At 62.3% G+C, this 24,724-nt stretch carries 22 protein-coding genes; 6 read left to right on the top strand and 16 right to left on the bottom strand.

From position 1 onward, the window contains the following. Positions 1–367 precede the first annotated feature (367 nt). From PFU01S_RS10545 to PFU01S_RS10530, 4 genes are read right to left on the bottom strand one after another with little or no spacing between them, the layout of a single operon-like run. Positions 368–1,525 (bottom strand): osmoprotectant ABC transporter ATP-binding protein OsmV, encoded by a 1,158-nt coding sequence (locus PFU01S_RS10545; protein WP_027913700.1) that lies wholly within the window; start codon positions 1,523–1,525, stop codon positions 368–370. Beyond that, positions 1,522–2,175: an ABC transporter permease gene (locus tag PFU01S_RS10540; RefSeq protein WP_027913701.1), complete on the bottom strand. Its 654-nt coding sequence runs from the start codon at positions 2,173–2,175 to the stop codon at positions 1,522–1,524. Before PFU01S_RS10540 ends, PFU01S_RS10545 begins: the two co-directional genes overlap by 4 nt. Then, positions 2,172–3,083: a glycine betaine ABC transporter substrate-binding protein gene (locus PFU01S_RS10535; protein ID WP_027913702.1), complete on the bottom strand. Its 912-nt coding sequence runs from the start codon at positions 3,081–3,083 to the stop codon at positions 2,172–2,174. Before PFU01S_RS10535 ends, PFU01S_RS10540 begins: the two co-directional genes overlap by 4 nt. A gap of 13 nt (positions 3,084–3,096) precedes the next feature. Continuing rightward, the gene (locus PFU01S_RS10530; protein WP_027913703.1) at positions 3,097–3,810 is read right to left on the bottom strand and encodes an ABC transporter permease; all 714 of its coding nucleotides are present in this window, start codon (positions 3,808–3,810) and stop codon (positions 3,097–3,099) included. Between the two features lie 360 nt (positions 3,811–4,170). Between PFU01S_RS10530 and PFU01S_RS10520 the strand changes: the two genes are divergently transcribed. Then, entirely contained in the window at positions 4,171–4,746 is a 576-nt protein-coding gene (locus PFU01S_RS10520; protein ID WP_027913704.1) for a hypothetical protein, read from the top strand. 92 nt (positions 4,747–4,838) lie between these two features. After that, positions 4,839–6,422 (top strand): peptide chain release factor 3, encoded by a 1,584-nt coding sequence (locus PFU01S_RS10515; protein WP_028687037.1) that lies wholly within the window; start codon positions 4,839–4,841, stop codon positions 6,420–6,422. A 109-nt stretch (positions 6,423–6,531) separates the two neighbouring features. Here PFU01S_RS10515 and PFU01S_RS10510 read toward each other — a convergent pair whose 3' ends face one another. The 4 genes from PFU01S_RS10510 to PFU01S_RS10495 form a co-directional block, all read right to left on the bottom strand. Continuing rightward, positions 6,532–7,611 carry a polyamine ABC transporter substrate-binding protein gene (locus PFU01S_RS10510; protein WP_028687038.1) on the bottom strand — a complete coding sequence of 360 codons (1,080 nt, stop codon included), beginning with the start codon at positions 7,609–7,611 and terminating at the stop codon, positions 6,532–6,534. Positions 7,612–7,662: 51 nt separating this feature from the next. Beyond that, positions 7,663–8,004, bottom strand: coding sequence for a cupin domain-containing protein (locus PFU01S_RS10505; RefSeq protein ID WP_028687039.1), 342 nt, complete (start codon positions 8,002–8,004; stop codon positions 7,663–7,665). 28 nt (positions 8,005–8,032) lie between these two features. Continuing rightward, complete coding sequence (locus PFU01S_RS10500) at positions 8,033–9,439, bottom strand: NAD(P)/FAD-dependent oxidoreductase (RefSeq protein ID WP_027913708.1); 1,407 nt, start codon at positions 9,437–9,439, stop codon at positions 8,033–8,035. 63 nt (positions 9,440–9,502) lie between these two features. Further along, positions 9,503–10,303 (bottom strand): helix-turn-helix domain-containing protein, encoded by an 801-nt coding sequence (locus tag PFU01S_RS10495; protein WP_027913709.1) that lies wholly within the window; start codon positions 10,301–10,303, stop codon positions 9,503–9,505. Between the two features lie 210 nt (positions 10,304–10,513). On the opposite strand from PFU01S_RS10495, the gene PFU01S_RS10490 reads away from it, so the two are divergent. Continuing rightward, positions 10,514–11,413: a hypothetical protein gene (locus PFU01S_RS10490; RefSeq protein ID WP_027913710.1), complete on the top strand. Its 900-nt coding sequence runs from the start codon at positions 10,514–10,516 to the stop codon at positions 11,411–11,413. A gap of 221 nt (positions 11,414–11,634) precedes the next feature. On the opposite strand, the gene PFU01S_RS10485 is transcribed toward PFU01S_RS10490, so the two are convergent. The 8 genes from PFU01S_RS10485 to PFU01S_RS10450 all read right to left on the bottom strand — a co-directional run bounded on the left by PFU01S_RS10485 (position 11,635) and on the right by PFU01S_RS10450 (position 21,538). Beyond that, positions 11,635–12,603 (bottom strand): peptide ABC transporter ATP-binding protein, encoded by a 969-nt coding sequence (locus tag PFU01S_RS10485; protein WP_027913711.1) that lies wholly within the window; start codon positions 12,601–12,603, stop codon positions 11,635–11,637. Then, the gene (locus PFU01S_RS10480; RefSeq protein ID WP_027913712.1) at positions 12,603–13,571 is read right to left on the bottom strand and encodes an ABC transporter ATP-binding protein; all 969 of its coding nucleotides are present in this window, start codon (positions 13,569–13,571) and stop codon (positions 12,603–12,605) included. The genes PFU01S_RS10485 and PFU01S_RS10480 overlap by 1 nt, the downstream gene beginning before the upstream one ends. Positions 13,572–13,582: 11 nt before the next feature. Next, on the bottom strand, positions 13,583–14,509 hold the full coding sequence (locus PFU01S_RS10475) for an ABC transporter permease subunit (protein WP_027913713.1): 927 nt from the start codon (positions 14,507–14,509) through the stop codon (positions 13,583–13,585). A gap of 9 nt (positions 14,510–14,518) precedes the next feature. Further along, positions 14,519–15,529, bottom strand: a complete 1,011-nt coding sequence (locus PFU01S_RS10470; protein ID WP_027913714.1) for an ABC transporter permease subunit — start codon at positions 15,527–15,529, stop codon at positions 14,519–14,521. An 88-nt stretch (positions 15,530–15,617) separates the two neighbouring features. Beyond that, positions 15,618–17,228, bottom strand: a complete 1,611-nt coding sequence (locus tag PFU01S_RS10465) for an ABC transporter substrate-binding protein (RefSeq protein ID WP_028687040.1) — start codon at positions 17,226–17,228, stop codon at positions 15,618–15,620. 69 nt (positions 17,229–17,297) lie between these two features. Continuing rightward, complete coding sequence (locus PFU01S_RS10460) at positions 17,298–18,677, bottom strand: OprD family porin (protein WP_027913716.1); 1,380 nt, start codon at positions 18,675–18,677, stop codon at positions 17,298–17,300. Positions 18,678–18,847: 170 nt separating this feature from the next. Beyond that, positions 18,848–20,446: an ABC transporter substrate-binding protein gene (locus tag PFU01S_RS10455; RefSeq protein WP_028687041.1), complete on the bottom strand. Its 1,599-nt coding sequence runs from the start codon at positions 20,444–20,446 to the stop codon at positions 18,848–18,850. Positions 20,447–20,821: 375 nt separating this feature from the next. Continuing rightward, a complete protein-coding gene (locus PFU01S_RS10450; protein ID WP_028687042.1) occupies positions 20,822–21,538 on the bottom strand; it encodes an SIMPL domain-containing protein in 717 nt (238 codons plus the stop codon). Positions 21,539–21,739: 201 nt separating this feature from the next. Between PFU01S_RS10450 and PFU01S_RS10445 the strand changes: the two genes are divergently transcribed. From PFU01S_RS10445 to PFU01S_RS10435, 3 genes are all read left to right on the top strand, one after another. Beyond that, on the top strand, positions 21,740–22,996 hold the full coding sequence (locus tag PFU01S_RS10445; RefSeq protein WP_027913720.1) for an ATP-binding protein: 1,257 nt from the start codon (positions 21,740–21,742) through the stop codon (positions 22,994–22,996). Further along, on the top strand, positions 22,996–23,556 hold the full coding sequence (locus PFU01S_RS10440; protein WP_028687043.1) for a response regulator transcription factor: 561 nt from the start codon (positions 22,996–22,998) through the stop codon (positions 23,554–23,556). The genes PFU01S_RS10445 and PFU01S_RS10440 overlap by 1 nt, the downstream gene beginning before the upstream one ends. Positions 23,557–23,772: 216 nt before the next feature. Further along, positions 23,773–24,714, top strand: a complete 942-nt coding sequence (locus PFU01S_RS10435; protein WP_027913722.1) for an AEC family transporter — start codon at positions 23,773–23,775, stop codon at positions 24,712–24,714. The last annotated feature ends 10 nt before the right edge of the window (positions 24,715–24,724 follow it).

The following is a 24,724-nucleotide window of genomic DNA, read 5'->3' as shown; positions in this document are numbered from 1 at the left end:
ATCGTTTCCAGCATGGACGTTCGGCGCGCACTTTAGGGCGTGAACTCGGCAGAATCAACAGGCAATCCCTGATGAATCGGCGATGATCGAGCTGCCACGCCTGGGATAAACGACCCATGTGAGCGGCTGATGTTCCCCGGTGCGCTTCAGACGTAAAGAATTGTGGAATAGCCCTGAGCAGGGGGCTTAAACCCAAGCCCCTCTGCATGGGCACGACGTGCTTTTGGAGCTCATCGAGAGGTGCGAAAGGTAGGCTCGGGTGTTCATATTTATGGCCACCCGAGCCTGGTACGGGCGTTCAGAAAACGGCCCGTGAATTTTTTGTTCCGTCCGCCCTCGTCACGTCTTTTTTTGCGATGAGAGGCTTTTAGGACGTCACCATCTCGGCGGGCGAGACGATGGTGGATTTCGCTCCGCGCGAGCGGCCCGAACTCAGGTAGGCTGCAATCGACTCCTGGGTGACCTCGCCCAGGAACACCTGCTCGGCGTCCAGTACTGGGAGCCAGGCGCGGTTGAACTCGTACATGCGCGACAACAAGATACGCAGGTTCTCATCGTGCGCCGCCGTGGCGTTGAACGGCCGTAGGAAGTCGGCGCACGTGCCTTGCTGGCGGTGCATGTCGCGTCGGCGCACATAGCCAAGCGCCTTGTTCGCGGCATCGGTCACCACCACGTAGCGGCGATCATGTTCATCCAGCAGCTCCAGCGCATCATGCACTGGGGTCTGCGGGCTCACCGCCGGGGCATTGTCAGCTGCATCTTCGGCACGTACCAGCAGCAGCCGCTTCAGGGTGCTGTCCTGGCCGACGAAGTTGCTTACGAAGTCATCGGCCGGGTGCGCCAGCAAGGTGTCCGGGTGATCCAGCTGCAACAGCTTGCCCGCACGGAAGATGGCAATCTTGTCGCCCAGCTTGATGGCCTCGTCGATGTCATGGCTGACCATGATCACGGTCTTGTTCAAGGCCCGCTGCATCTCGAAGAATTCGTTCTGGATCATCTCCCGGTTGATGGGGTCCACGGCGCCGAACGGTTCGTCCATCAACAGCACCGGCGCGTCGGCTGCCAAGGCGCGGATCACCCCGATCCGCTGCTGCTGACCCCCGGAGAGTTCCCGGGGGTAGCGCTGCAGGTACTGCTTGGGTTCGAGCTTGATCATGTGCATCAGCTCCCGGGCGCGCTCGGCGCAGCGCTGCTTGTCCCACCCGAGCAGGCGAGGGACGACGGTGATGTTCTCCTCGATGGTCATGTTCGGGAACAGGCCGATCTGCTGGATCACATAGCCGATGTGACGACGCAGGCTGACCTCGTCCAGCCCGCTGGTGTCTTCGCCATTGATGAACACCTGCCCCGAGGTGGGTGTGATCAGGCGGTTGATCATCTTCAGGGTGGTGCTCTTGCCGCACCCTGACGGGCCCAGGAACACGCAGATTTCGCCTTCATTGACCGTGAGGCTGACCGCGTCCACGGCCTTGACGTCCTTGCCGTTGACGTTGAAGGTCTTGCTGAGGTTTTTCAGTTCGATCATGAGCGCATTCCTTCTGGAGTCAGGGCACGTTGCAGGGTTTGCAGAAGCAGGTCGGCGATGATCGCCAGCAGGCTGACCAGCACGGCGCCGACCAGCAGCATCGACATGTCGCTGCGGCTGATGGAGGTGAGGATGAGGACGCCCAGGCCACCGGCTCCGATGGTGGCGGCGATGGTCATTACGCCGATGTTCATCACCACGGCCGTACGCACGCCGGCGAGAATCACCGGTACCGCGATGGGCAACTCGACCATGCGCAGGCGTTGGCCGAAGGTCATGCCAATGCCCCGGGCAGCCTCGCGAATACCGGGCTCGACGTTGGTCAGCGCCAAGTAGGTGTTGCGCAGGATCGGCAGCAGGGAATAGAGAAACACCGCTGTGATGGCAGGCAGCGGGCCCAGGCCCTGGCCGAACGTGGAGTAAAACGGCAACAGCAGCCCGAACAGGGCGATCGACGGGATGGTCAGCAGTACCGTGGCGCTGGCCTGCACGGGCCCGGCCAGGAACGGGAAGCGGGTCATGACGATGCCCAGCGGCACCCCGATCAGGATGGCCAGGCCCACGGCCACGCCCACCAACATGATGTGCTGCCAGGTCAGCTGCAGCACCAGGGCCCAGTCCAGGTGCGCGAAAGTGTCGAGCAATGTCATGGCGTCACCTCCTTCAAGGGATGTTCTCGCAGGAAGTCGGCCGCGACCGAGGAGGGGCTTTGATGCTGCACATCGACCTTGGCGTTGAGCTGGCGCATGGTCTCGTCGTCCAATTGCTCGGCCAGAGGCGCGAGCAGGCTGGCCAACTGCGGGTGAGCGTCGAGTACGGCCTTGCGCACCACTGGGCCTGCCGTGTAATCCGGGAAGTAGTGCTTGTCGTCTTCGAGCAGCTTGAGCTTGAACGCGTTGAGCCGGCCATCGGTGGTGTACACCAGGCCTGCGAACACCTGGGCATTGCGCAGCGCGGTGTAGACCAGGCCTGCATCCATCTGGCGGATGTTGGCGCGCCCCAGCTGCATGCCATACCGCGCCTGCAGGCCATCCAGGCCGTCGGGCCGGTTGGCGAACTCGGTGTCCAGCGCAACCACGTGCTTGCGCGCCTGCTCGTCCATCAACACCTGGTTCAACTGGCTGATGGTGTTGACCTGTGGGTAGGCTTTGGCCACTTCGCTAGGCAAAGCCAATGCATAGGTGTTGCTGAACTTGGAAGGCTTGAGCCAGACCAGTCCCTTTTCGGCGTCCAGAGCCTTGACCCTGGCATAGGTGGCCGCCGCGCTGGGCATGCGTTCTTCGACATGGTTGTAGGACACCAGCGAGACCCCGGTGTATTCCCACATCAGGTCAAGCTGCCCGGTTTCCTGCGCCTGACGTGCCAGGCTGCTGCCAAGGCCGCCAGTGACGCGCACATCGAAGCCATGGGCGCGCAGGTATTGGGCAGTAATTTCGGCGAGCACGGTCTGTTCGGTGAATACCCGGGCGCCGATACGGATCAACGGTTTGTCTGCCGCCTGGGCAAAACCTGCCGACAGCAGGACCGCGCCCAGGAGCAAGGCGATTGCGTTCTTCATGGTTTTCCTCGGGTTATTGGGCCAGGCCACGTTCCAGCCAGCGCTTGCTGGCGAACGTCACCAGTGCGTCCAGCAGCAATGCCAGCAGTGCCGTGCAAGCGGCGCCCAGCAAAAGCTGGGGCTGGTTGTTCAGGGCGATGCCGGGGAAGATCAGGCTGCCCAGGCTGTTGGCACCGATCAGGAAGGCGAGCGGGGCGGTGCCCACGTTCAGTGCCAGCGCCACACGCACGCCGCCGACGATGATGGGCACGGCGTTGGGCAGCTCGACCTGCCATAACTGCTGGCGCGGCGTCATGCCGATGCCGGTAGCGGCTTCCTTGAGCGAGGCGGGAACGTTTTTCAGCCCTTCGTAGGTGTTGCGCACGATGGGCAGGAGGGAGGCGAGGAACAGGGCGAAAATGGCAGGCCCTGCGCCGATGCCTAGCACGCTCAGGGCGATGGCCAGTACGGCCAAGGGAGGGATGGTGTTGCCAATGTTGAAGAACTGCATGAACCGCTCGGCTTTGTCGACCCTGTGCGGTCGACTCAAGGCAATGCCGGCGGGGATGCCCACGGCCAATGCCGCCGCCATCGAAGCCAGCACCAGAACCAGGTGCGCTTGCAGGTAGAACGTCAGATCGTCGCGGTAGCGCGCGATCGTGTCGAGGCCGATCCAATGGACCAGCAGGGCCAGGATGACGAGCACGGCGGCCCATCCCAACAGCCCTTTTCCGTAGCGTGTCGCCACAGGTGGACTCCTTCTTGTCGTCGGCGAGCACACTTCTTCTTGGCCAGCCCTCGAGGGCAGCGGTGGTGTGTTCGCGAGTAGCAGCATGATGCCGTTGAAGCTGAGCGTTCATGCAATGAGTCGAGCCCCGTCGGGCATCGAAGATGCTGATGAATTCAGCCCTGAGTCGAGGTGCAATTCAGGGCAATGGACGTCTCCCAAGGCACCAAGGTTCCCATCTGGGGAAGCATTTGGCCAGCCCTGCGCAGCTCGCAAGTCATTGTTTCCAGGTGCTCATTACGCTCATAGGCCTCTTCAATACTGGGCTGTAGCGAACTGGAAAAAAGTCGTTTTTGTTCAATCTTGCACAGGTCCCATGCCATGCTGAATTACAGTTATGACCGATCGTTCATCGCCCAGGTACGTTGTCTGTCCCTGGACGCGCCGGGGTATCTGGACTGCGCTAAATTGGTCGAGCGCGGCCAACAGGCCGCACGCGCCGCCGATGACTGGATGATCGTCACCTCTCTGGTGACAAAGTCGCCACACATGTTCATGTTCCGTTGCCTGTTCGACGCCGCGATTGGCCGTCCTTACTACGACATCCAGTCTTGGAGCCGAAAGACGGGGCGGGACTTTCAGTCTGCCAATTGCCACCTCGACTGCAGCAACAATGGCTACGCCGGCCTCTATGCCGCACCTCCCGGCGAGCAAACATTGTGGAAGTTCATGCAGATGGACGAGGGTGGCGAGTGGCGGAGCATGACATCCATCGTCGAACCAGGGCAGACGATTCGTGGCCGTATCCATACCCGCTCGAACATACCGCTTCAGGCCTATCGCAAGGAAACGGTGGCAGGTCACTGGTTTGCCTATGTGGTCAATGAGGGTGGACAGCCCATGGACCTGGAACTGGACATTCTGCATGTCGGCCAGGAGCTCATGGACGATCATTGAGGCGGGCCAGCGCGTGGCGGCAGGTTTTGGCCTGACGCCAGAGTTCAGGTATGATATCGCCCCTTTCAAATCCCCCAGTCAGGCGATTTCCCATGACCAACCAGGCCGCCGAAGTCGCGAAGCGCCGCACTTTCGCAATCATTTCCCACCCCGACGCCGGTAAGACCACCATCACCGAGAAGCTGTTGCTGATGGGCAAGGCCATCTCCGTCGCCGGCACCGTGAAGTCGCGCAAGTCCGACCGCCACGCCACCTCCGACTGGATGGAAATGGAGAAGCAGCGCGGCATCTCCATCACCACTTCGGTGATGCAGTTCCCGTACCGAGAGCACATGATCAACCTGCTCGACACCCCCGGCCACGAAGACTTCTCCGAAGACACCTATCGCACCCTCACCGCGGTGGACTCGGCGCTGATGGTGCTCGACGGCGGTAAAGGTGTGGAGCCGCGTACCATTGCCCTGATGGACGTATGCCGCCTGCGCGACACGCCCATCGTCAGCTTCATCAACAAGCTCGACCGCGACATTCGCGACCCGATCGAACTGCTCGACGAAATCGAAGCCGTTCTGAAGATCAAGGCCGCACCGATTACCTGGCCTATCGGGTGTTACCGTGACTTCAAGGGCGTGTACCACCTGACCGGTGACTACATCATCGTCTACACGCCCGGCCACGGCCACGAGCGCACCGAAGCCAAGATCATTCGCAATCTGGACTCGGACGAAGCCCGCGCCCACCTGGGCGACCAGTACGACGCGTTCGTCGAGCAGCTGGAGCTGGTGCAGGGCGCTTGCCACGAGTTCGACCAGGACGAATTCATCAACGGTCAACTGACCCCTGTGTTCTTCGGTACCGCACTGGGCAACTTCGGTGTCGACCACGTGCTCGATGCCGTCGTCGACTGGGCGCCGCGCCCGCTGGGCCGTGTTGCCCACGAGCGTACCGTCGAGCCCGTGGAAGAGAAATTCACCGGCTTCGTGTTCAAGATCCAGGCGAACATGGACCCGAAACACCGGGACCGTATCGCCTTCATGCGCATCTGCTCGGGCAAGTACGAAAAGGGCATGAAAATGCGCCACGTGCGGCTGAACAAGGACCTTCGCATCGGCGATGCGCTGACCTTCTTCTCGTCCGAGCGTGAGCAGCTCGAAGAAGCCTACGCCGGCGACATCATCGGTTTGCACAACCACGGCACCATCCAGATCGGTGACACCTTCACCGAAGGCGAGGCGCTGGGCTTTACCGGCATCCCGCACTTCGCCCCGGAACTGTTCCGCCGCGTGCGCCTGAAAGACCCGCTGAAATCCAAGCAGTTGCGTCAGGGCCTGCAGCAGCTGGCCGAAGAAGGTGCTACCCAGGTGTTCTTCCCCGAGCGCAGCAACGACATCATCCTCGGTGCGGTCGGTGTGCTGCAGTTCGACGTGGTTGCCAGCCGCCTGAAGGAAGAATACAAGGTCGAGTGTGCCTACGAGCCCATCACCGTGTGGTCGGCGCGCTGGATCGCCTGCGACGACAAGAAGAAGCTGGAGGAATTCCAGAACAAGGCCATGGAGAACCTGGCCATCGATGGTGGCGGGCACCTGACCTACTTGGCGCCCACCCGGGTCAACCTGTCGCTGATGGAAGAGCGCTGGCCTGACGTCAAGTTCCGCGCCACGCGCGAGCACCACTGAGCGTAAAAGGCCCGGCCGCTTCGCTGGCCGGGCCCTTGCGCGAGCAGGGCGGCCCGACGTTCGCCTCGCTCACCTCAACCATTTCCTGCCACTTTCGCAGGCGCAGGCATCAGTTGCCCGCCTTCACACTGGTCCAGATACGCGTCCTGATGCGGTCTATCTTGGCCGGCATCGCTTCTAGCGCGTACAACTTGCCCATCACCGCTTCGCTCGGATAGATCATGGTGTTGGCCTTGAGCGCCGGGTCAACCAGCGCATCGGCTTGCAGGTTGGCGTTGGCGTATTGCACATGATTGCTGATGGCGGCCATTACCTGCGGCTCCAGCAGGTAGTTCATGTAGGCATACCCGGCCTTTTCATCCGGCGCATCGACGGGCATGGCCACCATGTCGAACCACATCGGCGCCCCCTCCTTGGGTATCGAGTAGCCGACCTTGACCCCGTTGTGGGCCTCCTCGGCGCGGTTCTTTGCCTGGAGCACGTCCCCCGAGAACCCGACCACCACGCAGACGTCGCCATTGGCCAGGTCCGCCGTGTACTTGGATGAATGGAAATAGCTGATGTACGGCCGCACCTGCATCAGCAGCGCCTTGGCCTTGTCGTAGTCGGCCGGGTTCTGGCTATGGTGGGGCAGCCCCAGGTAATGCAAGGCGATGGGTAGCAACTCGGGGCCATTGTCCAGCACCGCCACGCCACAACCTTTGAGCTTGCTCATGTACTGCGGCTTGAAGATCAGGTCCCAGGAGTCGACCGGCGCGTCGTCGCCCAATACGGCTTTGACCTTGTCGATGTTGTAGCCGATGCCCGTGCTGCCCCAGAGGTACGGGAACCCGTACTGGTTGCCTGGGTCGTTGCCCTCCAGGGCCTTGAGCAGCACTGGGTTGAGGTTCTTCCAGTTGGGCAACTGCGACTTGTCCAGGCGCTTGAGGGCTTTGCCCTGGATTTGCCGGGCCATGAAATGGTTGGAGGGAAACACCACGTCGTAGCCGGAATTGCCGGTCATCAACTTGCCATCGAGGGTCTCGTTGCTGTCATAGACGTCGTAGGTGGGCACGATGCCGGTGGCTTGCTGGAACTGCTTCAAGGTGTCGGGCGCGATGTAACTGGACCAGTTGTAGATCTTGACGGTTTCTGCCGCGCTGGCCACGCTGGCGGCCAGCATCAAGGGGGCGATGATAAGCGTGCGCATATCGGTTTACCTTGCTTTGTGTGTTGTTATCGAAGGCAGGCGATCAGCGGATCAGAAGATAAGTACGTAGGTCTTGCGCACGGTTTCCTGGATATCCCAGGTGCCAGTGCTGTTGGCCGGTAGCATCAATGCGTCTCCGGCTTCTATGACCAGGGGCTCGCCATCGTCAGGGGTGAAGGTGCAGCGCCCCTTGATGAAGTGGCAGAACTCCTGTTGCGTGATTTGCCGTCGCCAGCGCCCTGGGGTGCATTCCCAGATTCCCGTCTCCACGCCATCGCTGCGTTGCACGCTCGTGGTCGATGTCACCGCCACGGGTTGGCCGAGCGGTACGGCGACAGGGCTGCTGGACTGCAAAACGGCGCTGTCTGCCCGTTTGAACTGAGTGATGCTCATGAAAGGTCGGTCCTGTTTGGGTGAAGAATCAGTGCATGAAACCTTCCATGAAATCTGCCAGCTTGCTGGCCAGTTGCCGTCTCCATGGCGGTGTCGCGGGGTTGGCCAGGGTACGGTCCTCGTGGACGAAACTCTGGATGATGGCGTTGTACCCCAGCCAGCGGCTGGGCTCCGGAGGCCAGCTGGCCAGGCTCGATAGCGGCCTGTTGTCATGTACCCAAGGCTGCCCGGTGAGTGCGTTCTGCTGATTCAGGATAAGTGCAGCCAGGGTGCGACCACCCAGGTTGGTCGCGCCTACGCCTTCACCGCCGTAGCCACCGGCCAACGCGATACCCCGCTGGCGGTCGCACAGCATGTGCGGCTGGAAGCGCCGCGCCATACCCAGGTTGCCACCCCACGAATGGGTGATGCGTACATGGCGCAGTTGGGGAAACAGCTCGCTGAACAGGTAGCGACGCAGCTCGATTTCATGGGCCTGGAGGTTGAAGTCCTCACGCAACCTGCCACCGAAGCGGTAGCCACCTCGGGCACCGAACACCAGCCGATCATCGGCAGTGCGCTGACCATAGGTCACCTGTCGGCTGCCCTCGCTGAAGGCTTGTCCCTGGTCGAGGCCGATCTGCGCCCAAATGGCCTCAGGCAAAGGCTCGGTAGCGACCATCAGGCTCTGAACCGGCAACTGGTGTTTGCCCAACGGCGGCAAGCTGGCGGCATAGCCTTCCACCGCCGGGACGATCCAGTTGCACCGCAGGCGTGCCAACGGGGTGGTCACTTCGCCAGGTTGCCAGTCCAGCGCCGGTGTGTTTTCGTAGATCGGCACCCCCAGGGCCTCGACTGCGCTGGCCAGGCCACGGACGAGCTTGGCCGGCTGAATCGTGGCCGTGTGCGGGCTGTAGATAGCCCCATAGGCATTGCTTACGCGCAGCTGGCCCTGCAGTTGCGCTGGACGCAGCCAGTGGTAATCGTCCTCGGTCATGCCCAGGTTGTACAAGTGATCCAGGTAGGCACGCAGGCTTCGCTCCTGCTCGGGATAACGGGCTGCGCAGTACAACACGCCGCCCTTGCGGTAGTCGCAATCGAGCTGTTCGCGGTGCAACACGCGCTGTACTTCGTCTGGAATGTCATGCAGCAGCTCAATGCTGGCGCGGCGCTGAACCGGCGACAGGCTGGCCAACAGGCGATCTTCACCCAGCAAATTGCCCATCAACCACCCGCCGTTGCGCCCCGAGGCGCCAAACCCTGCGATGTTGGCCTCGATTACCACGACATTGAGGTGCGGTGCCTGGCGCTTGAGGTAGTAAGCGGTCCACAGGCCTGTGTAGCCAGCGCCGATGATGCAGACGTCGGCCTCGACATTTTCACGCAGGGCAGGGCGCGCGCACAGCGGCTCTTGCAGCTGGTCCATCCACAAGCTGAGTGTACGCAGAGGCTGCATGGGCCGGGCTCCACAAGCGATCAGGTGATGGAGCGATGCTAGTGGCCAACGCCAGCGGTTGTCTTACGTGCGTGCACGCGAGGAAATCTGTTTTAGATAGGCCTTTGGCGTCAGCCCGGTATGCTCGCGGAAGCATTTGTAGAACGCGGACAGCGAGTTGAAACCGGCGTTGAACGCCAGGTCATCGATGGACGTCTGGCCGCTGTCATTCGCCAGGATCGTCATCAGGTGCTGAAGGCGGGCTTGGTTGACGTAGCGGTAAAAACGCTGACCCAGCACCTGGTTCAGCAAGTAGGAAATCTGATTGCGGCTGTAACCGCTGGCCTGGGCGACCTGTTGCAAACTCAAGTCAGGATCCAGGTACGGACGATGTCGCTGGAAGTAGTGCTCAAGGTCTTGCGCCATGGTAGACAACTGGCGCGGGGACAGCCCAAGCCGGCTGGTGGCGGGCCGTGAGGTGCGACTGGTGCTGCTTGCGCTGTGCTGACGCACGAGTGTGGCGTATTCATTGACCTGCCAGATCAGACCGTCCTTGACCGTGATCGCCTCGCTGGACTGGAACGCCACCAGGCCGTCCCCGCCCTGCACGGTGACTTGGTACTGAATATACGCCGTGCAGCCATCGACGCGGATACGGTCGCTGTGCACGATGTCCTCGCCGGCGGCATGGGGCAGGCAGGCGCCCACGTACGTACGCAGCTCGGCATGGCCCAGCACACGGTTCTGAAAGAAGTCGTGGTATTGAATGTCGGGGTGGTACAGCGCCATCACGCCATCGAGATCACGATGCTTCCAGCACAGGTGGTAGCGCATCACGGTGTCGGCGGTAATCGGTGTCTGGGACGGGCCATCGGGCAGGGTCATGGACGGATCATGCCCTTTCCCTGGCGTGGCGACAAGAATGCAGAACACCTGACGCTACAGGCCGATTCGCGCATTTTGCACGGTCAATAATTAACCTGTTTTTGTAAGTTGTTGATTTCAAAGGGCGTGATTTTTTACGGCAACTGGCACAGCCGCTGCAACGTTTAATGCGCGAATGGACTTCTCGCTAACAACACAGGCGACCACATCATGATCTCATCTGCCGACTATCCCGTTGTCGATACACAAAGCCGCTCAGGTGTTTCCTGGGCAGCAATCTTTGCTGGCGCAGCCGGTGCTGCTGCCATCTCCCTCCTTCTGGTGGTACTCGGTGCAGGGCTCGGCTTTGCCGCGACCTCGCCGTGGGCAGATGAAGGGGCCAGTGCGAAAGCCCTGGGCATCTCTACCATTGTCTGGTTGCTGCTGACCCAGATCATCGCTTCGGGCATGGGCGGCTACATTGCCGGCCGTCTGCGCGTGAAATGGGCCAATCTGCACGGCGACGAAGTGTATTTCCGCGACACTGCACACGGCTTCCTGTCGTGGGCCGTGGCTACCCTGGTAACGGCCATGCTGGTACTGGGCACAGCCGGCAACATCGTGGGCGCTGGTGCCAGTGCAGCCACTCAAGCGGCCGGCATGACCGCCGCTGCCGGTGGCGCTGCCGCTTCCAATGCCTCGGATGAGTCCCTGGACTACTTCGTCGACGGCCTGTTCCGTGGCGAGGGCCCGGCGCCTGTCAGCGATGATGCGGCCAACGGTGTTGCCGCTCGCATCCTGGCCAAAGGCTTTGCCGGTGACGGCGCCCTGGCACCTGAAGACCGTGCCTACCTGGCGCAGCTGGTTGCCCAGCGCACCCGCCTTTCCCAACCGGAAGCCGAAGCTCGCGTCGATCAGGTCATGGCTCAGGTTCAGCAACTGAAAACCGATGCCAAGCAGGCTGCAGACACCGCCGCCAAAGTGGCTGCCTGGACTGCCCTGTGGACCTTCGTGGCCCTGCTGTGCGGCGCCTTCTTCGCCAGCCTGGCCGCGCTGTACGGTGGTCGTCGTCGCGACCAGGTTCAGTGGCTCGAAGGCGACTACGTCGCTCACCGCACCATTCAACGCTAAGTAAGGAGAACGAACATGCGCTCGATATTGCTATGGATGCTGGGTGTACCGATTCCAGTCATCATTCTGATTGCACTGTTCATGCACTGACGAAAAGGGCCGCTTAGCGGCCCTTTTCGTTTATGTCTCATTTGTCGGTCTGCTGCCTTGCGTCGCTTCTGATGGTGAGTGAATTCGGAGCGGTCGTGGCGGTCCGCCCGACCGACCGCGCCGTACCTTCGTTAAAGAAACTGCTCCGCATAATGACAAGCCACCTGCCGGGTTTCCACTTGCCTGAACGCCGGCACCTCATTGGCGCAGCGATCGGTCGCGTAGGGGCAGCGTTTGTGAAAAGCGCAGCCATCCGGCGGGTTGAGCGGGTTGGGCAGCTCACCGGCAATGCGGATGCGCGGCTTGGACGGGTCTGGATGAATAGCGGGTGTGGCAGACAATAGAGCCTGGGTGTACGGATGCAGCGGCTTTTCGTAGATATCGGCTTTGGGCCCCATCTCCGCCGGCCTGCCCAAGTACATGACCAGCACATCGTCAGCCACGTGACGTACTACCGCCAGGTTGTGGGAGATGAATACATAACCGGTACCGTACTGCTGCTGCATGTCCATGAACAAGTTCAGCACCTGGGCCTGGATGGACACATCCAGTGCAGATGTCGGCTCGTCAGCCACCAACACCTTGGGCTGCAACATCATGGCCCGTGCCAGCGCGATACGCTGACGCTGCCCACCGGAGAACATGTGCGGATAGCGCTGGTAATGCTCCGGGCGCAGCCCCACCTGCTCCATCATCTTCTGCACCCTGTCACGGCGCTGCGCCTTGCTCAGCGCGGTGTTGATCAGCAAAGGCTCGGCCAGCTGGTCACCGATCTTCTGCCGCGGGTTGAGCGAGGCGTAAGGGCTCTGGAAGACCATCTGCACGTCCCGGCGCAGTTGCTTGCGCTCGGCCTTGCTGGCTCCGGTGACCTCGGTACCTGCAATCTGCAGCGAGCCTGAGGTGGGCTGCTCGATCAGGGTCAGGGCGCGGGCCAGGGTCGACTTGCCGCAACCGGACTCACCGACTACCGCCAACGTCTTGCCCGCCTCCAGTTCGAACGAAACGCCATTGAGCGCGCGCACCAGCGCATGGCCCTTGAACAACCCGCGGGAGACTTCGTAATGCCGGGTCAGGTCCCGGGCCGATAGAACGACGGCCATCACGCCACCTCCTGGTTCAGTGGGTAGAAACAACGGGCCAGGCTCTGGGCCTTGGGGTCCAGGGCCGGGCGCTGGTGTCGGCAGTTGTCCTGCACATAAGGGCAACGCGGTGACAGCAGGCAACCCGTTGGCCGGTCATAGCGGCCCGGGACGATGCCAGGCAGGGTAGCCAAGCGCTCGGCACCCAGGCTGTGTTCGGGAATCGCCGCCAGCAGGGCTTCGGTATAGGGGTGGGCAGGGACGTCGAACAGCTCTGGCACCTGGCCCACCTCCACGGCCTGGCCTGCATACATCACGCACACCCGGCGCGCGGTCTCGGCCACTACCGCCAGGTCATGGGTGATCAGGATCAGGGCCATGTTGCGCTCCTGTTGCAGGTTGACCAGCAGCTCCATGATCTGCGCCTGGATGGTCACGTCCAGCGCCGTGGTCGGCTCATCGGCGATCAGCAGCTTCGGCTCACCGGCGATGGCCATGGCGATGGCCACCCGTTGGCTCATGCCGCCGGACAGTTGATGCGGATAAGCGTCCAGGCGGCTTTCGGCGGCCGGGATCTCGACCTTCTGCAGCAGTTCCAGGGCCCGTTGCCGCGCCGCCTTGCCCTTGAGGCCCAGGTGTTGACGCAGGACTTCTTCGATCTGATAACCCACGGTGTAGCTGGGGTTCAGGGCCGTCATGGGGTCTTGGAAGACCATGGCGATGTCCTTGCCGACCACCTTGCGCCGTTGCCGGCCGCTGAGGGTGAGCATGTCGGTACCGTCGAATGTCATGGCATCGGCCGTGATCCGGCCAGGGGCCTCGACCAGGCCCATCAGGGCCATCATGGTCACCGATTTGCCCGAGCCGGACTCGCCGACGATGGCCAGGATTTCGCCGGCTTGAACCTGTAAGTCCAGCCCGTCCACCACTGGCACGGCGTCCGCGTCGCCAAAACGCACGTTGAGGTTGTTGATCTGCAACAAAGACATGGGTGTGCTCCTCAGGCGGCGTTCTTGAGTTTGGGGTCGAGCGCATCGCGCAGGCCATCACCCATCAGGTTGATCGCCAGTACGCTGAGCAGGATGGTCAGGCCCGGCAGGCTCACCACCCACCAGGCGCGCTCGATGTAATCCCTGGCCGAGGCCAGCATGGTGCCCCACTCCGGCGTCGGGGGTTGCACACCAAGGCCCAGGAAGCCCAGGGCGGCGGCGTCGAGAATGGCCGAGGAAAAGCTCAAGGTGGCCTGCACGATCAGCGGCGCCATGCAGTTGGGCAGCACGGTCACGAACATCAGGCGCCCCAGCCCAGCGCCTGCCAGCCGGGCAGCGGTGACGTAGTCGCGGTTCAGCTCGCCCATCACGGCGGCGCGGGTCAGGCGCACGTAGGAGGGCAGCGAGACGATGGCAATGGCGATCACGGTGTTGATCAGGCCAGGGCCGAGGATGGCGACGATGGCGACGGCCAGCAGCAGCGAGGGCAGGGCCAGCATCACGTCCATCAGGCGCATGATCGAAGGGCCGACGAAGTGCGGGAAGAAGCCCGCCAGCAACCCGAGCAGAATGCCGGGGATCAACGATATCACCACCGAGGACAAGCCAATCAGCAAGGACAGGCGCGCCCCTTGGATCAAGCGCGAGAGCAGGTCGCGGCCAAGCTCATCGGTGCCCAGGATGAACTGCCAAGTGCCACCCTCCAGCCACACCGGGGGGGTGAGCAGAAAGTCGCGGTACTGCTCGCTGGGGTCGTGGGGCGCGACCCAGGGCGCGAACAGCGCGCAGAACACCACCACGCACATGAACGCCAGGCCCATCACCGCGCCCTTGTTGCGCGCGAAGGCCTGCCAGAATTCCTTGTAGGGCGAGGGGTAGAGAAGGCTCTGGTCCACCGGGCTGACCGGGGACAAGGTTTTTGCAGTCGGGTTGGTCATGACGGGGCCTCAGCGCTGATGACGGATGCGTGGATTGGCCAGGCCGTAGAGAATGTCCACGACGAAGTTGACCAGGATCACCAGGCAGGCAATCAACAGAATGCCGTTCTGGACCACGGGGTAGTCACGGGCGCCGATGGCTTCGATCAGCCATTTGCCGATGCCCGGCCAGGAGAAAATGGTTTCGGTCAACACCGCACCGGCCAGCAAGGTGCCGACCTGCAGGCCGAACACGGTCAGGACGGGAATCAGGGCGTTGCGCAAGCCGTGCATGAACACGACCCGGGCCGGGGACAGCCCCTTGGCACGCGCCGTGCGGATGTAGTCCTCGCGCAACACTTCGAGCATGGAGGAACGCGTCATGCGTGCGATCACCGCCAGCGGGATGGTACCCAGTACGATGGCCGGCAGAATCAGGTGCATCACGGCATCCTTGAACGAACCCTCTTCGTCGCTGAGCAGGGTGTCGATGAGCATGAAACCGGTCTTGGGCTCGATGTCATAGAGCAGGTCGATGCGCCCGGATACCGGGGTCCAGCCCAGGCTCACCGAGAAGAACATGATCAGGATCAGGCCCCACCAGAAGATCGGCATCGAGTAGCCCGCCAGCGAAATCCCCATCACCCCATGGTCGAACAGCGACCCGCGCTTGAGCGCGGCGATCACCCCGGCCAGCAAGCCGACCACGCCGGCGAACAGCAAGGCGGCCATGGCCAGTTCCAGGGTGGCCGGGAACAAGGTGGTGAACTCGCTCCATACGCTCTCGCGCGTGCGCAGCGACTCGCCCAGGTCGCCCTGGGCCAGCTTGCCGATGTAGTCCAGGTACTGGGCCGGCAACGGTTTGTTCAGGCCCAGCCGCTCCATGGCCTGGGCGTGCATTTCCGGGTCGACCCTGCGTTCGCCCATCATCACTTCCACCGGGTCACCGGGGATCAGGCGTATCAGCGCGAAGGTCAGCAAGGTGATGCCGAAAAAGGTCGGGATCAACAGGCCCAAGCGCCGGGCAATAAAACTCAACATGGTCGCAGTTACCTCATCAGGCCGCATGGCAGGTACCTGCCACGGCAGTGCCGCCGCTGCCCACAGGGCAACGGCGGTCGTTGTTGTTCTACTTCACTCGGGTGGTAGCGAAGTTGTTGCTGGTCAAGGGGCTGATCACGTAGCCCTCCACGTTCTCACGCATGGCCGTGAACACCTTGGGGTGGGCCATGCTGATCCAGGGCTGGTCCTCATCGTACACCGTCAATGCCTCGCTATAGAGCCTGGCACGCTCCTCGTTGTCGCTCACCTCGCGGGCGCGGGTGATCAATGCCTGGAATTTCGAGTTGCACCAGCGTGCATAGTTCTCGCCATTGCTGGCCGCCTCGCAACTGAGCAGGGGGGTGAGAAAGTTGTCCGGGTCGCCGTTGTCGCCGGCCCAGCCACTGGACACCAGGTCCGCCTCGCCTTTCTTGGCACGGCGCAGCATTTCGGCCCACTCCATGACACGGATATCCAGCTTCAGGCCGATCTGCGCCAGGTCGGCCTGAAGCATCTCGGCGGACAGTCGCGGGTTCGGGTTAGTCGGGCCGCCGCCATTGCGGGTGAACAGGGTAATGACCGTGCCCTGGGGGACACCGGCTTGTTTTAGCAGCGCACGCGCCTGGTCGAGATCGCGTGGCGGGTTCTGGGTGTCGGTGTTGTAGCCGATCATCGAAGGGGGATACGGGTTGACGCCCACCAGCGCGTTGCCTTTGCCGAATAGCTGGTCGACGTGGGTCTGGCGGTCGAAGGCCATGTTGATCGCCTTGCGCACGCGTACATCACTCAGGTACGGATGCTGGGTGTTCATGGCGATGTAACCGGTCACCAGCGCTTCGGTCTGGGCGACCTTCAGGCGCGGGTCCGCCACGATCGACGGTACATCGTCCGGTTTGGGGTACAACGCAACCTGGCACTCGTTGGCGCGCAACTTTTGCAGGCGAACATTACTGTCGGTGGCGATGGCGAAAATCAGGGCATCGGCGGGCGGCTTGCCCCGGAAGTAGTCCGGGTTGGGCTTGAAGCGGACCTGGGCATCCTTGTTGTAGCGCTGGAAAATGAACGGCCCTGTGCCGATTGGCTTGCTGTTGAGCTCTGCCGTCTTGCCGGCTGCCAACAACTGATCGCCGTACTCGGCGGAGTAGATGGACGTGAAGCCCATGGCCATGTCGCGCAGCAAAGGCGCCTCTGGCCGGGTCAAGGTGATCACCACGGTGTAGTCGTCGGTCTTGTCCACCGACTTGAGCAACGAATTGAAGGCCATGCTCTCGAAGTAGGGGTAGCCGATGCTGGTCTTGTCGTGCCAGGGGTGGCTCGGGTCAAGCTGGCGGCGCAAGCTCCACAGCACATCGTCGGCGTTCAGGTCGCGGCTGGGCTTGAAATAGTCGGTGGTGTGGAACTTGACCCCTCGGCGAAGGTGGAAGGTATAGGTCAGGCCGTCGGCGGAGATGTCCCAACGCTCGGCCAGGGCCGGTTGGACATCCGTGGTGCCGGGCTTGAAGTCCACCAGGCGGTTGAAGAGGGTTTCGGCCGCCGCGTCGAACGTTACCGCCGTGGTGTATTGCACCACATCGAACCCTTCGGGGCTGGCCTCGGTGCACACCACCAGCGGCTTGGCGGCCAGCTGGGATGTACTGCCCAAAAGCAGCGTTGCCAGCAACAGCCGCAGCGCCGATGTCTTCTTGGTCACAGCGTGCATGGATCAATTCTCCCTGCGTTGTGCTCCAGCCTGACGCCCGACCCGCTGGCAAGCGGGCCGGGCGGCCGGTCAGAGGATGTTGAACGGGATGGTGGTCACGAGCCTGAATTCGTTCAGGCTGCCATCGCCCTGTGCCTTGCTTGCGCGGTGTGTGGTGTAGGTGGCGCGGATGCTGGTGTCCTTGAGCGGTCCGCTCTGTACGGCGTAGCTGGTGCCGATACCCCACTCGTAATGGGTCTCGCCATCGAGGCCCTGGACGTCATAGGCGCTACCGCGGTAATGGGTGCCGTCGATGCCCCAGCCCCGGGCGTTGTACAGGTTGAATTTCAGCCCTGGCACGCCGTAGTAAGCCATGTTGAGCACATAGGATAACTGCAGCGATTTCTCGTTCGGGCCGTTGAAGTCCGACAGCAGCGAGTTGGCCAGGTAGATGCCGTTGGTTTCGTGGAGGTAGTCGAAATACTCGTTGCCATTGACCTGCTGCCAGGCGGCGGTGAGGGTGTGCGCCTGATGGGTCAGGCCCAGCGACAGGCTGTAGGTGTCGTTGTCGATTTCGCCCATCTTGCGGCTGCCGGCGTCCACGGTCTTGTAGTAGTTGAGGCCCGTGGACAGGCTGAGCACGGCGCTGTCGCCGAACATGTGATTGGCGCCGAAGTAGTACTGGTTCCAGAAATCGTCGACCTTGGTGGCATACAGGCTGGTGGTCAGGCTCTTGAGGGGCTGGTAGTTGATACCGACCGTGCTGGCGCGGTCCGTTTCCACCCCGGCCGCACCGTATTCGCTGCGGAACTTGCTCAGGCTCTGCTCGGTACGGGGCGAGACCCGGTCGAAGGTACCCAGGTCGAACGTCAGGTTGTCGAATTCAGCGCTGTGCAGGAATGCGCCCTGAAAACTGGAGGGCAGGGCGCGGTTACCGATAAAGGCGATCATCGGGGTATCGACGGCCTGGCGACCGAGGGTCAGGGTGGTATTGGAAAGACGCGCCTTGACGTTGCCCAGCCCCAGTTTGCTCCACTGGCCGATGGCGTCGCCGTCGCTGTGGGTCAGGGTACGGTTGTTGGGACCTGCGATCGCTTCGCGGTCCTGCTGCAGGGCGATGGCGTTATAGCCGGCTGCCTCCACGGCAAAGCCCACCGTGCCCTGGGTAAAGCCCGAGGTGTAGTTGAGGATGGTGCCTTGCACCCAGTTTTCACGGGTGTGGGTCGGGTGACGGGTGCCGTCGCTCTTGTAGTAGCGCCACAGCGGTGCGCGGGTGGCGCGTTCGCGGGCGTACCAGTTGCGCGTCGTCCCGCCCAGGCTCTGGCCATCGACGAAACCCTTGGCCTGCGCCTGGGCGCTTTCGGCTGCGAGGGTGAGCGGCAAGTAGGCCTGGCTCTGTGGATCGGCGTGGACGGTGGTGGTTGCTGCACCTATGGCTAACGCCAGTGCGCTCGAATTGAACAGTCTCACGATAGAAGCTCCTTTTCATTTCTAGTTATTGCCGGCCTTGTGGGCCGGGTGGGTGTTGCCGTGTTGCCGTGTTGCCTGGGGCGCCCCGGGATCACCGAGGCTTAAGCGGGCGATGGGTAGGCATGGCGCGCGGGTCTCCCCCCCCTGCGCGCCCTGCCTGCCAGTCGGTGCTAATCGACGCTGACGCCGGAAAACTCGTTGCGCCCGAACGGGCTGACCTTGAACCCAGACACTCGGGTGCTCAGGGGCTGATTGACAGTGGAGTGGGCCACTGGCGTGATCGGCACCTGCTGCTTGAGCCGCTGCTGGGCTTGCTGATAGAGCGTGGTGCGCTGAGCTTGGTCGGTAACCTGCTTGGCTTGCTTGACCAGGCTGTCGTACTGCGGGTCGCACCATTGCGAATAGTTGTTGCTGCCAATGGCGTCGCAGCTGTACAGCGTACCCAGCCAGTTGTCGGGGTCGCCGTTGTCACCGGTCCAGCCGATCAGCGCCACATCGTGCTCGCCGCTCTTGAGGCGCTTGATGTATTCGCCCCATTCGTAGCTGACGATGCGCACCTTCAAGCCCAGCTTGCTCCAATCGGCCTGGAGCATTTCGGCCATCAGCTTGGCGTTGGGGTTGTAGGGGCGTTGCACCGGCATGGCCCACAGAGTGATTTCGGTGCCAGGCTTGACCCCGGCCTGTTCGAGCAGCTGGCGGGCTTTTTCCGGGTCGTGCGGTGCATCGGTGATGCTAGTGTCGTAGGACCACTGGGTGGGCGGCATGGCGTTGACCGCCCGTTGTCCTGCTTCCTGGTAGACCGCCTGCAGGATGGCCTGCTTGTTGACTGCCATGTCCATGGCCTGGCGCACCTCAAGCCGATCGAATGGCGGGTGCTGGGTGTTGTAGGCGATATAGCCCAGGTTGAACCCTGCTTGCTGCAAGACCTGCACGTTCGTGTCCTGCTTGAGCCCTGGCAGGTCGGCCGGCCGCGGATGCAGGGTGACCTGGCACTCGTTGCGGCGCAGTTTCTGGATGCGCACCGACGGATCGACATTGATCGAGAACACCAGGTTGTCGAGCTTCACCTGCTCGGGCGCCCAGTAGGCACGGTTGGCCTTGTAGCGGATCTGCGAGTCTTTCTGGTAGCGCTGGAACACGAACGGGCCGGTGCCTATCGGTTGCTGGTTGATGTCGCTAGGGCGGCCGGTTTTAAGCAACTGCTCGGCGTATTCGGCGGACAGGATCGAGGCAAAGCTCATGGCCAGGTTCTGGATGAACGCGGCGTCGACGTCGTTGAGGGTGAACTTGACCGTGTGCTCGTCCAGTTTCTCGATCCCGGCGATGTTCTTGTCCATGCCCATGTCGGTGAAGTACGGGAACTCGGTGGCGTAGGCCTTGCGGAATGGATGGTCCTTGTCGAGCATGCGGTTGAACGTGAACAGCACGTCGTCTGCATTGAACGGGCGGGTGGGCTTGAAGTAGTCGGTGGTGTGGAACTTCACGCCTTCGCGCAGGTGGAAGGTGTAGGTCTTGCCATCTTCTGCAACCTCCCAGCGCGTTGCCAGCCCCGGAATGACCGCAGTGCCGCCCCGCTCGAACTGAGTCAACCGGTTGAAGACCGTTTCGGCCGAGGCGTCGAAATCGGTACCGGTGGTGTATTGCCCCGGGTCGAAGCCGGCCGGGCTGCCTTCTGAACAGAACACCAGGTTCGAAGCGGCGAAGGCCGACGGCGCGCCAGTGAGCAACCCTGCGCCTAGCAGGAACGGAATGACTGCATGTTTGAGCATGTTGGCCTCATTGTTGTCATTGTTCAGAGAGGGCGGCCTCGTGAGCCGACCTGCGGATACTTATGCAGGGGTGGGCCCAATGCAATATGCACAAGGTTAGTCGGGACTTGAAAAGTGGCACGGCAGTACATGAATGTCGCATCGGTGTAACTTTTGGCGGAGTTAAACGTTTGCGAGGGCAAAATGATGGCTTTTTGCTGAATATTGCTGATTGGATGAGGATGTCGGGAAAGGCTTAAGAGGGTGTAGGAAATCTCTTAAAATGCAGGCCTTCCTTCAGGGCAGGGTGAAAAGCCCTGACGGGGCAGTCAAGGCGCCAGGGCATCAGTTGCTGGTCAGGGGGCTGGCCTGGGGCCTGCCCCTGCCACCTCGCCGTCAAGGCATCTGCACTTCGATCAAGCCATCGGCGTTCATGCTCACTTCGCTGGTGCCCGCCTCGATGTCCGGCGCTGGCGCAGCTTCGTCTGCTGCCATGGCCTTCATCGCCATCGGTGCACTGCGCAGGTAAGGCCGTGGATAGCCGCTGCTGTTCAGGTTGAGGCTGACCACCTTGTAACCACTGCCGCCCAGGGCTTCGGTGGCCAATTGGGCGCGCGCCTTGAATGCGTCGACGGCTTCCTTGAGCAGCGCGTCTTCGCTGGACTTGCGGGTGGCTGGTGAGATGGAGAAGTCCATGCCGCCCATTTTCAGGTCTTGCAGCAGCTCGGCGGTGAGCTGTGAAAGCGCTGGGAAGTCCGCGCTTTCGAGCCGCAGCTCGGCACGCTCGCGCCAGCCGGTAATCTTCTGGCCCTTGGTGTCGTACACCGGGTAGCTGTTGCGGCTGCCCTGGCTGATCTTGACGTCCTTGACCTGGCGCGACTGCTGCACAGCCTTGTTCATGGTCTCGGTGATCTGCTTGGCAAGCTTGCCCGGGTCGGTGTTCTGCGCTTCGCTGTAGAGGGTCACGACCATCAGGTCGCGTGCCACTTCCTTGCTCACTTCGGCGCGCAGTGACACCTGATTGAAGCGCGGCTCATCGGCGGCCAGCGCTGGCAAGCTGGCCAGCAAACCGCAGGACAAGAGAAGGGCAGCGCCGCGACGTTGGATTAGCATAAGGTGCTCCTTGGCAGATGAAAGCGTGGGGTGTGGCCATCCATTCCACGCATGGCCCATCAGACCGGGAACAGTGTAGTGGGTTCAGCGCTGGCCCCATGAAGCTGTGACAAAGTGTGGCGCTTTGCCGCATCACTGCAGCAGCATGCCCCGCTTCGGTATACTCCAGCCGATTTTCTGGAGCACTCATCAGGAGAGCTCATGCTCGCCGCCGCACAACCGCTGTCCGCTACGCGCCAGAACCTCTGGCGACTGACCGTTATTCGCGTCCTGGTTTTGGCCGCCCAGGCCGGCTCGGTCGGCGTGGCCTACTGGACCGAGCTGCTGCCACTGCCCTGGCTGTCGCTGGCCGGCACCCTGGCCTTGTCCTCGCTGCTGTGCGCCTTCACGGCGCTGCGCCTGCGCCTATCGCTGCCGGTCACCGAACTCGAATATGCCCTGCAACTGGCGTGCGACCTGTTGATACACAGCGCTCTGCTGTACTACTCCGGCGGCTCGACCAACCCTTTCGTGTCCTACTACCTGGTGCCGCTGGCGATCGCGGCGGTGACGCTGCCCTGGCTGTATTCGCTGATTCTGTCGGGCATCGCGCTGACGGCCTACAGCCTGCTGCTGGTGCAGTTCTACCCGCTTGAGGGCCTGCCGCTGGCACGGGACAAGATGCAGGTCTACGGCATGTGGCTGAGCATTGCGCTGGCCGCGGCGGTGATCACCTTCTTTGCCGCGCGCATGGCCGAGGAGCTTCGGCGCCAGGAACACCTGCGCTCGGAGCGGCGCGAAGAAAGCCTGCGCGATGAGCAATTGCTGGCCGTGGCCACCCAGGCGGCGGGCGCGGCCCACGAGCTGGGTACGCCGCTGGCGACGATGAGCGTGTTGCTCAACGAGATGCGCCAGGACCATACTGATCCGCTGCTGCAGGAAGACCTGCAGATTCTTCAGGACCAGGTCAAACTGTGCAAAGAAACACTGCAACAGCTGGTTCGCGCCGCCGAGGCCAATCGCCGCCTGGCCATTGTCGAGCAGGAGGTCACCGTCTGGCTCGACGAGGCCCTCAACCGCTGGCACCTCATGCGCCCGGAAGCCAGTTACCGCTTCCAGCGCCTGCGTGATGGGCTCGTCCCTCGGTTGACGCCGCCGCCTGACCTGACCCAGGCACTGCTCAACTTGTTGAACAACGCCGCCGACGCCTGTCCTGATGACCTGGAGGTGCGCCTGGACTGGGATCACCAGGACATCGTCATCAGCATTCGCGACCATGGCCCTGGCGTACCGCCGGCCATCGCCGAGGCCATTGGCAAACCTTTCATTACCACCAAGGGCAAGGGCTTCGGCCTGGGCCTGTTCCTGAGCAAGGCCAGCGTCACCCGTGCGGGTGGCTCAGTGAAACTCTATAGTCATGAACAAGGTGGCACCCTGACCGAATTGCGCCTGCCCTATGGCACGCGAGGAGAAGCATGATGAGTGAAGAAACCCAGGTTGAAACCGAAGAGCTGCCGCACCTGCTGTTGGTGGACGACGATGCTACCTTCACCCGGGTGATGGCCCGGGCCATGAGCCGCAGGGGCTTTCGGGTAAGCACCGCCAGCTCGGCCGAAGAAGGTTTGGTCCTGGCCCAGCAAGACCTGCCGGACTACGCCACGCTCGACCTGAAAATGGAAGGGGATTCGGGCCTGGTGCTGCTGCCCAAGCTGCTGGAGCTGGACCCGGAAATGCGGGTCGTCATCCTGACCGGGTACTCGAGCATCGCCACGGCCGTGGAAGCGGTCAAGCGCGGCGCCTGCAACTACCTGTGCAAACCGGCTGACGCTGACGACGTGCTGGCGGCCCTGTTGTCCGAGCATACCGACCTGGACACCCTGGTGCCGGAAAACCCCATGTCCGTGGACCGTCTGCAGTGGGAACACATCCAGCGCGTGCTGAACGAGCACGAGGGCAACATCTCGGCGACCGCACGCGCGCTAGGCATGCACCGCCGGACACTGCAGCGCAAATTGCAGAAGCGGCCAGTTCGGCGCTGAATCGTGCTGTAGGCGCGGCCTGTTGCCGCGAGGTAGCGGCCCCGACAACATGCGCTGCGCAGCTGACACCTGGGGCTGCTGCGCAGCCCATCGCGGCCGGTCCAGTGCCCCGGCAGGGCACGGTTGCGCTCCCATCACCGCACAATGCCCGCAAATCCTGGCCGTTGGCGTATCATTAGCCCCCTAACGGCAACCCCCTTTCAGGATCGTGCGCCCATGCTTGCCCTTCTCATCCAGACGCTGAACATCACGGCGCCCGTTTTCGCCATGCTGTTTCTGGGCGTGTTGCTTCGCCGTATCCACCTGATCGACGACAACTTCAACAAGGTCGCTTCGCAACTGGTGTTCAACGTCTGCATGCCGGCCTTGCTGTTTCTTGGCATCTATCATGCCGACCTGGCGGCGGCGGTCCGGCCAGGGATCATGATCTATTTCACGGTGGCCACCCTGGCCGGATTTGCCATCGCCTGGGGCATGGCCGTCTGGCGCAGCCCGTGGGCCGACCGTGGTATCTACACCCAAGGCGCCTTTCGCGGCAACAACGGGGTGATTGGCCTGGCGCTGGCCGCAAGCTTGTACGGCGACTATGGCATCTCACTGGGTGCGGTACTGGCTGGGTTGGTGATCCTGTTGTACAACTCATTGTCTGCCATCGTGCTGGCGGTCTACAGCCCCGACCTGAAGTCCGACCCGTGGAGCATCCTCAAAAGCATCCTGAAAAATCCGCTGATTCTCAGCGTGCTGGTCGCCATTCCCATGGCCTACGGCCAGGTCCCTTTGCCGAATTGGCTGCTCACCTCCGGTGACTACCTGGCGCAGATGACCTTACCCCTTGCCCTGATCTGCATTGGCGGCACCCTGTCGCTGACGGCCCTTCGCGACAGCGGCAGGTTGGCCGTGGACGCCAGCCTGGTGAAAATGGCCTGGCTGCCACTCGTTGGCACACTGGGTGCCTGGCTTTGTGGTTTTCGCGGGGCCGAACTGGGCATCCTGTTTCTCTACATCGGCAGCCCCACCGCAGCGGCCAGCTACGTGATGGCGCGTGCGGCCAACGGCAACCATGAACTGGCCGCGTCAATCATCGTGATTACCACGCTGATGGCCGCGATCACCACCAACATTGGTATTTTCATCTTGCAGTGGGGCGGATGGATCTAGATTCTTGACT

The sequence above is a fragment of the Pseudomonas fulva NBRC 16637 = DSM 17717 genome (genome assembly GCF_000730565.1).
Taxonomy (GTDB): domain Bacteria; phylum Pseudomonadota; class Gammaproteobacteria; order Pseudomonadales; family Pseudomonadaceae; genus Aquipseudomonas; species Aquipseudomonas fulva.
The sequence above is the reverse complement of the archived record's forward strand: the minus strand, read 5'-3'. Positions and strand labels throughout refer to the sequence as shown.

What these genes read in the sequence shown, in the direction of transcription:
- PFU01S_RS10485 (WP_027913711.1), bottom strand. Translation starts at nt 12,603, where the DNA reads ATGGCCGTCGTTCTATCGGCCCGGGACCTGACCCGGCATTACGAAGTC.
- PFU01S_RS10540 (WP_027913701.1), bottom strand. Translation starts at nt 2,175, where the DNA reads ATGACATTGCTCGACACTTTCGCGCACCTGGACTGGGCCCTGGTGCTG.
- PFU01S_RS10545 (WP_027913700.1), bottom strand. Translation starts at nt 1,525, where the DNA reads ATGATCGAACTGAAAAACCTCAGCAAGACCTTCAACGTCAACGGCAAG.
- PFU01S_RS10490 (WP_027913710.1), top strand. Translation starts at nt 10,514, where the DNA reads ATGATCTCATCTGCCGACTATCCCGTTGTCGATACACAAAGCCGCTCA.
- PFU01S_RS10520 (WP_027913704.1), top strand. Translation starts at nt 4,171, where the DNA reads ATGCTGAATTACAGTTATGACCGATCGTTCATCGCCCAGGTACGTTGT.
- PFU01S_RS10470 (WP_027913714.1), bottom strand. Translation starts at nt 15,529, where the DNA reads ATGTTGAGTTTTATTGCCCGGCGCTTGGGCCTGTTGATCCCGACCTTT.
- PFU01S_RS10535 (WP_027913702.1), bottom strand. Translation starts at nt 3,083, where the DNA reads ATGAAGAACGCAATCGCCTTGCTCCTGGGCGCGGTCCTGCTGTCGGCA.
- PFU01S_RS10480 (WP_027913712.1), bottom strand. Translation starts at nt 13,571, where the DNA reads ATGTCTTTGTTGCAGATCAACAACCTCAACGTGCGTTTTGGCGACGCG.
- PFU01S_RS10495 (WP_027913709.1), bottom strand. Translation starts at nt 10,303, where the DNA reads ATGACCCTGCCCGATGGCCCGTCCCAGACACCGATTACCGCCGACACC.
- PFU01S_RS10515 (WP_028687037.1), top strand. Translation starts at nt 4,839, where the DNA reads ATGACCAACCAGGCCGCCGAAGTCGCGAAGCGCCGCACTTTCGCAATC.
- PFU01S_RS10455 (WP_028687041.1), bottom strand. Translation starts at nt 20,446, where the DNA reads ATGCTCAAACATGCAGTCATTCCGTTCCTGCTAGGCGCAGGGTTGCTC.
- PFU01S_RS10465 (WP_028687040.1), bottom strand. Translation starts at nt 17,228, where the DNA reads ATGCACGCTGTGACCAAGAAGACATCGGCGCTGCGGCTGTTGCTGGCA.
- PFU01S_RS10505 (WP_028687039.1), bottom strand. Translation starts at nt 8,004, where the DNA reads ATGAGCATCACTCAGTTCAAACGGGCAGACAGCGCCGTTTTGCAGTCC.
- PFU01S_RS10510 (WP_028687038.1), bottom strand. Translation starts at nt 7,611, where the DNA reads ATGCGCACGCTTATCATCGCCCCCTTGATGCTGGCCGCCAGCGTGGCC.
- PFU01S_RS10440 (WP_028687043.1), top strand. Translation starts at nt 22,996, where the DNA reads ATGAGTGAAGAAACCCAGGTTGAAACCGAAGAGCTGCCGCACCTGCTG.
- PFU01S_RS10450 (WP_028687042.1), bottom strand. Translation starts at nt 21,538, where the DNA reads ATGCTAATCCAACGTCGCGGCGCTGCCCTTCTCTTGTCCTGCGGTTTG.
- PFU01S_RS10475 (WP_027913713.1), bottom strand. Translation starts at nt 14,509, where the DNA reads ATGACCAACCCGACTGCAAAAACCTTGTCCCCGGTCAGCCCGGTGGAC.
- PFU01S_RS10435 (WP_027913722.1), top strand. Translation starts at nt 23,773, where the DNA reads ATGCTTGCCCTTCTCATCCAGACGCTGAACATCACGGCGCCCGTTTTC.
- PFU01S_RS10445 (WP_027913720.1), top strand. Translation starts at nt 21,740, where the DNA reads ATGCTCGCCGCCGCACAACCGCTGTCCGCTACGCGCCAGAACCTCTGG.
- PFU01S_RS10500 (WP_027913708.1), bottom strand. Translation starts at nt 9,439, where the DNA reads ATGCAGCCTCTGCGTACACTCAGCTTGTGGATGGACCAGCTGCAAGAG.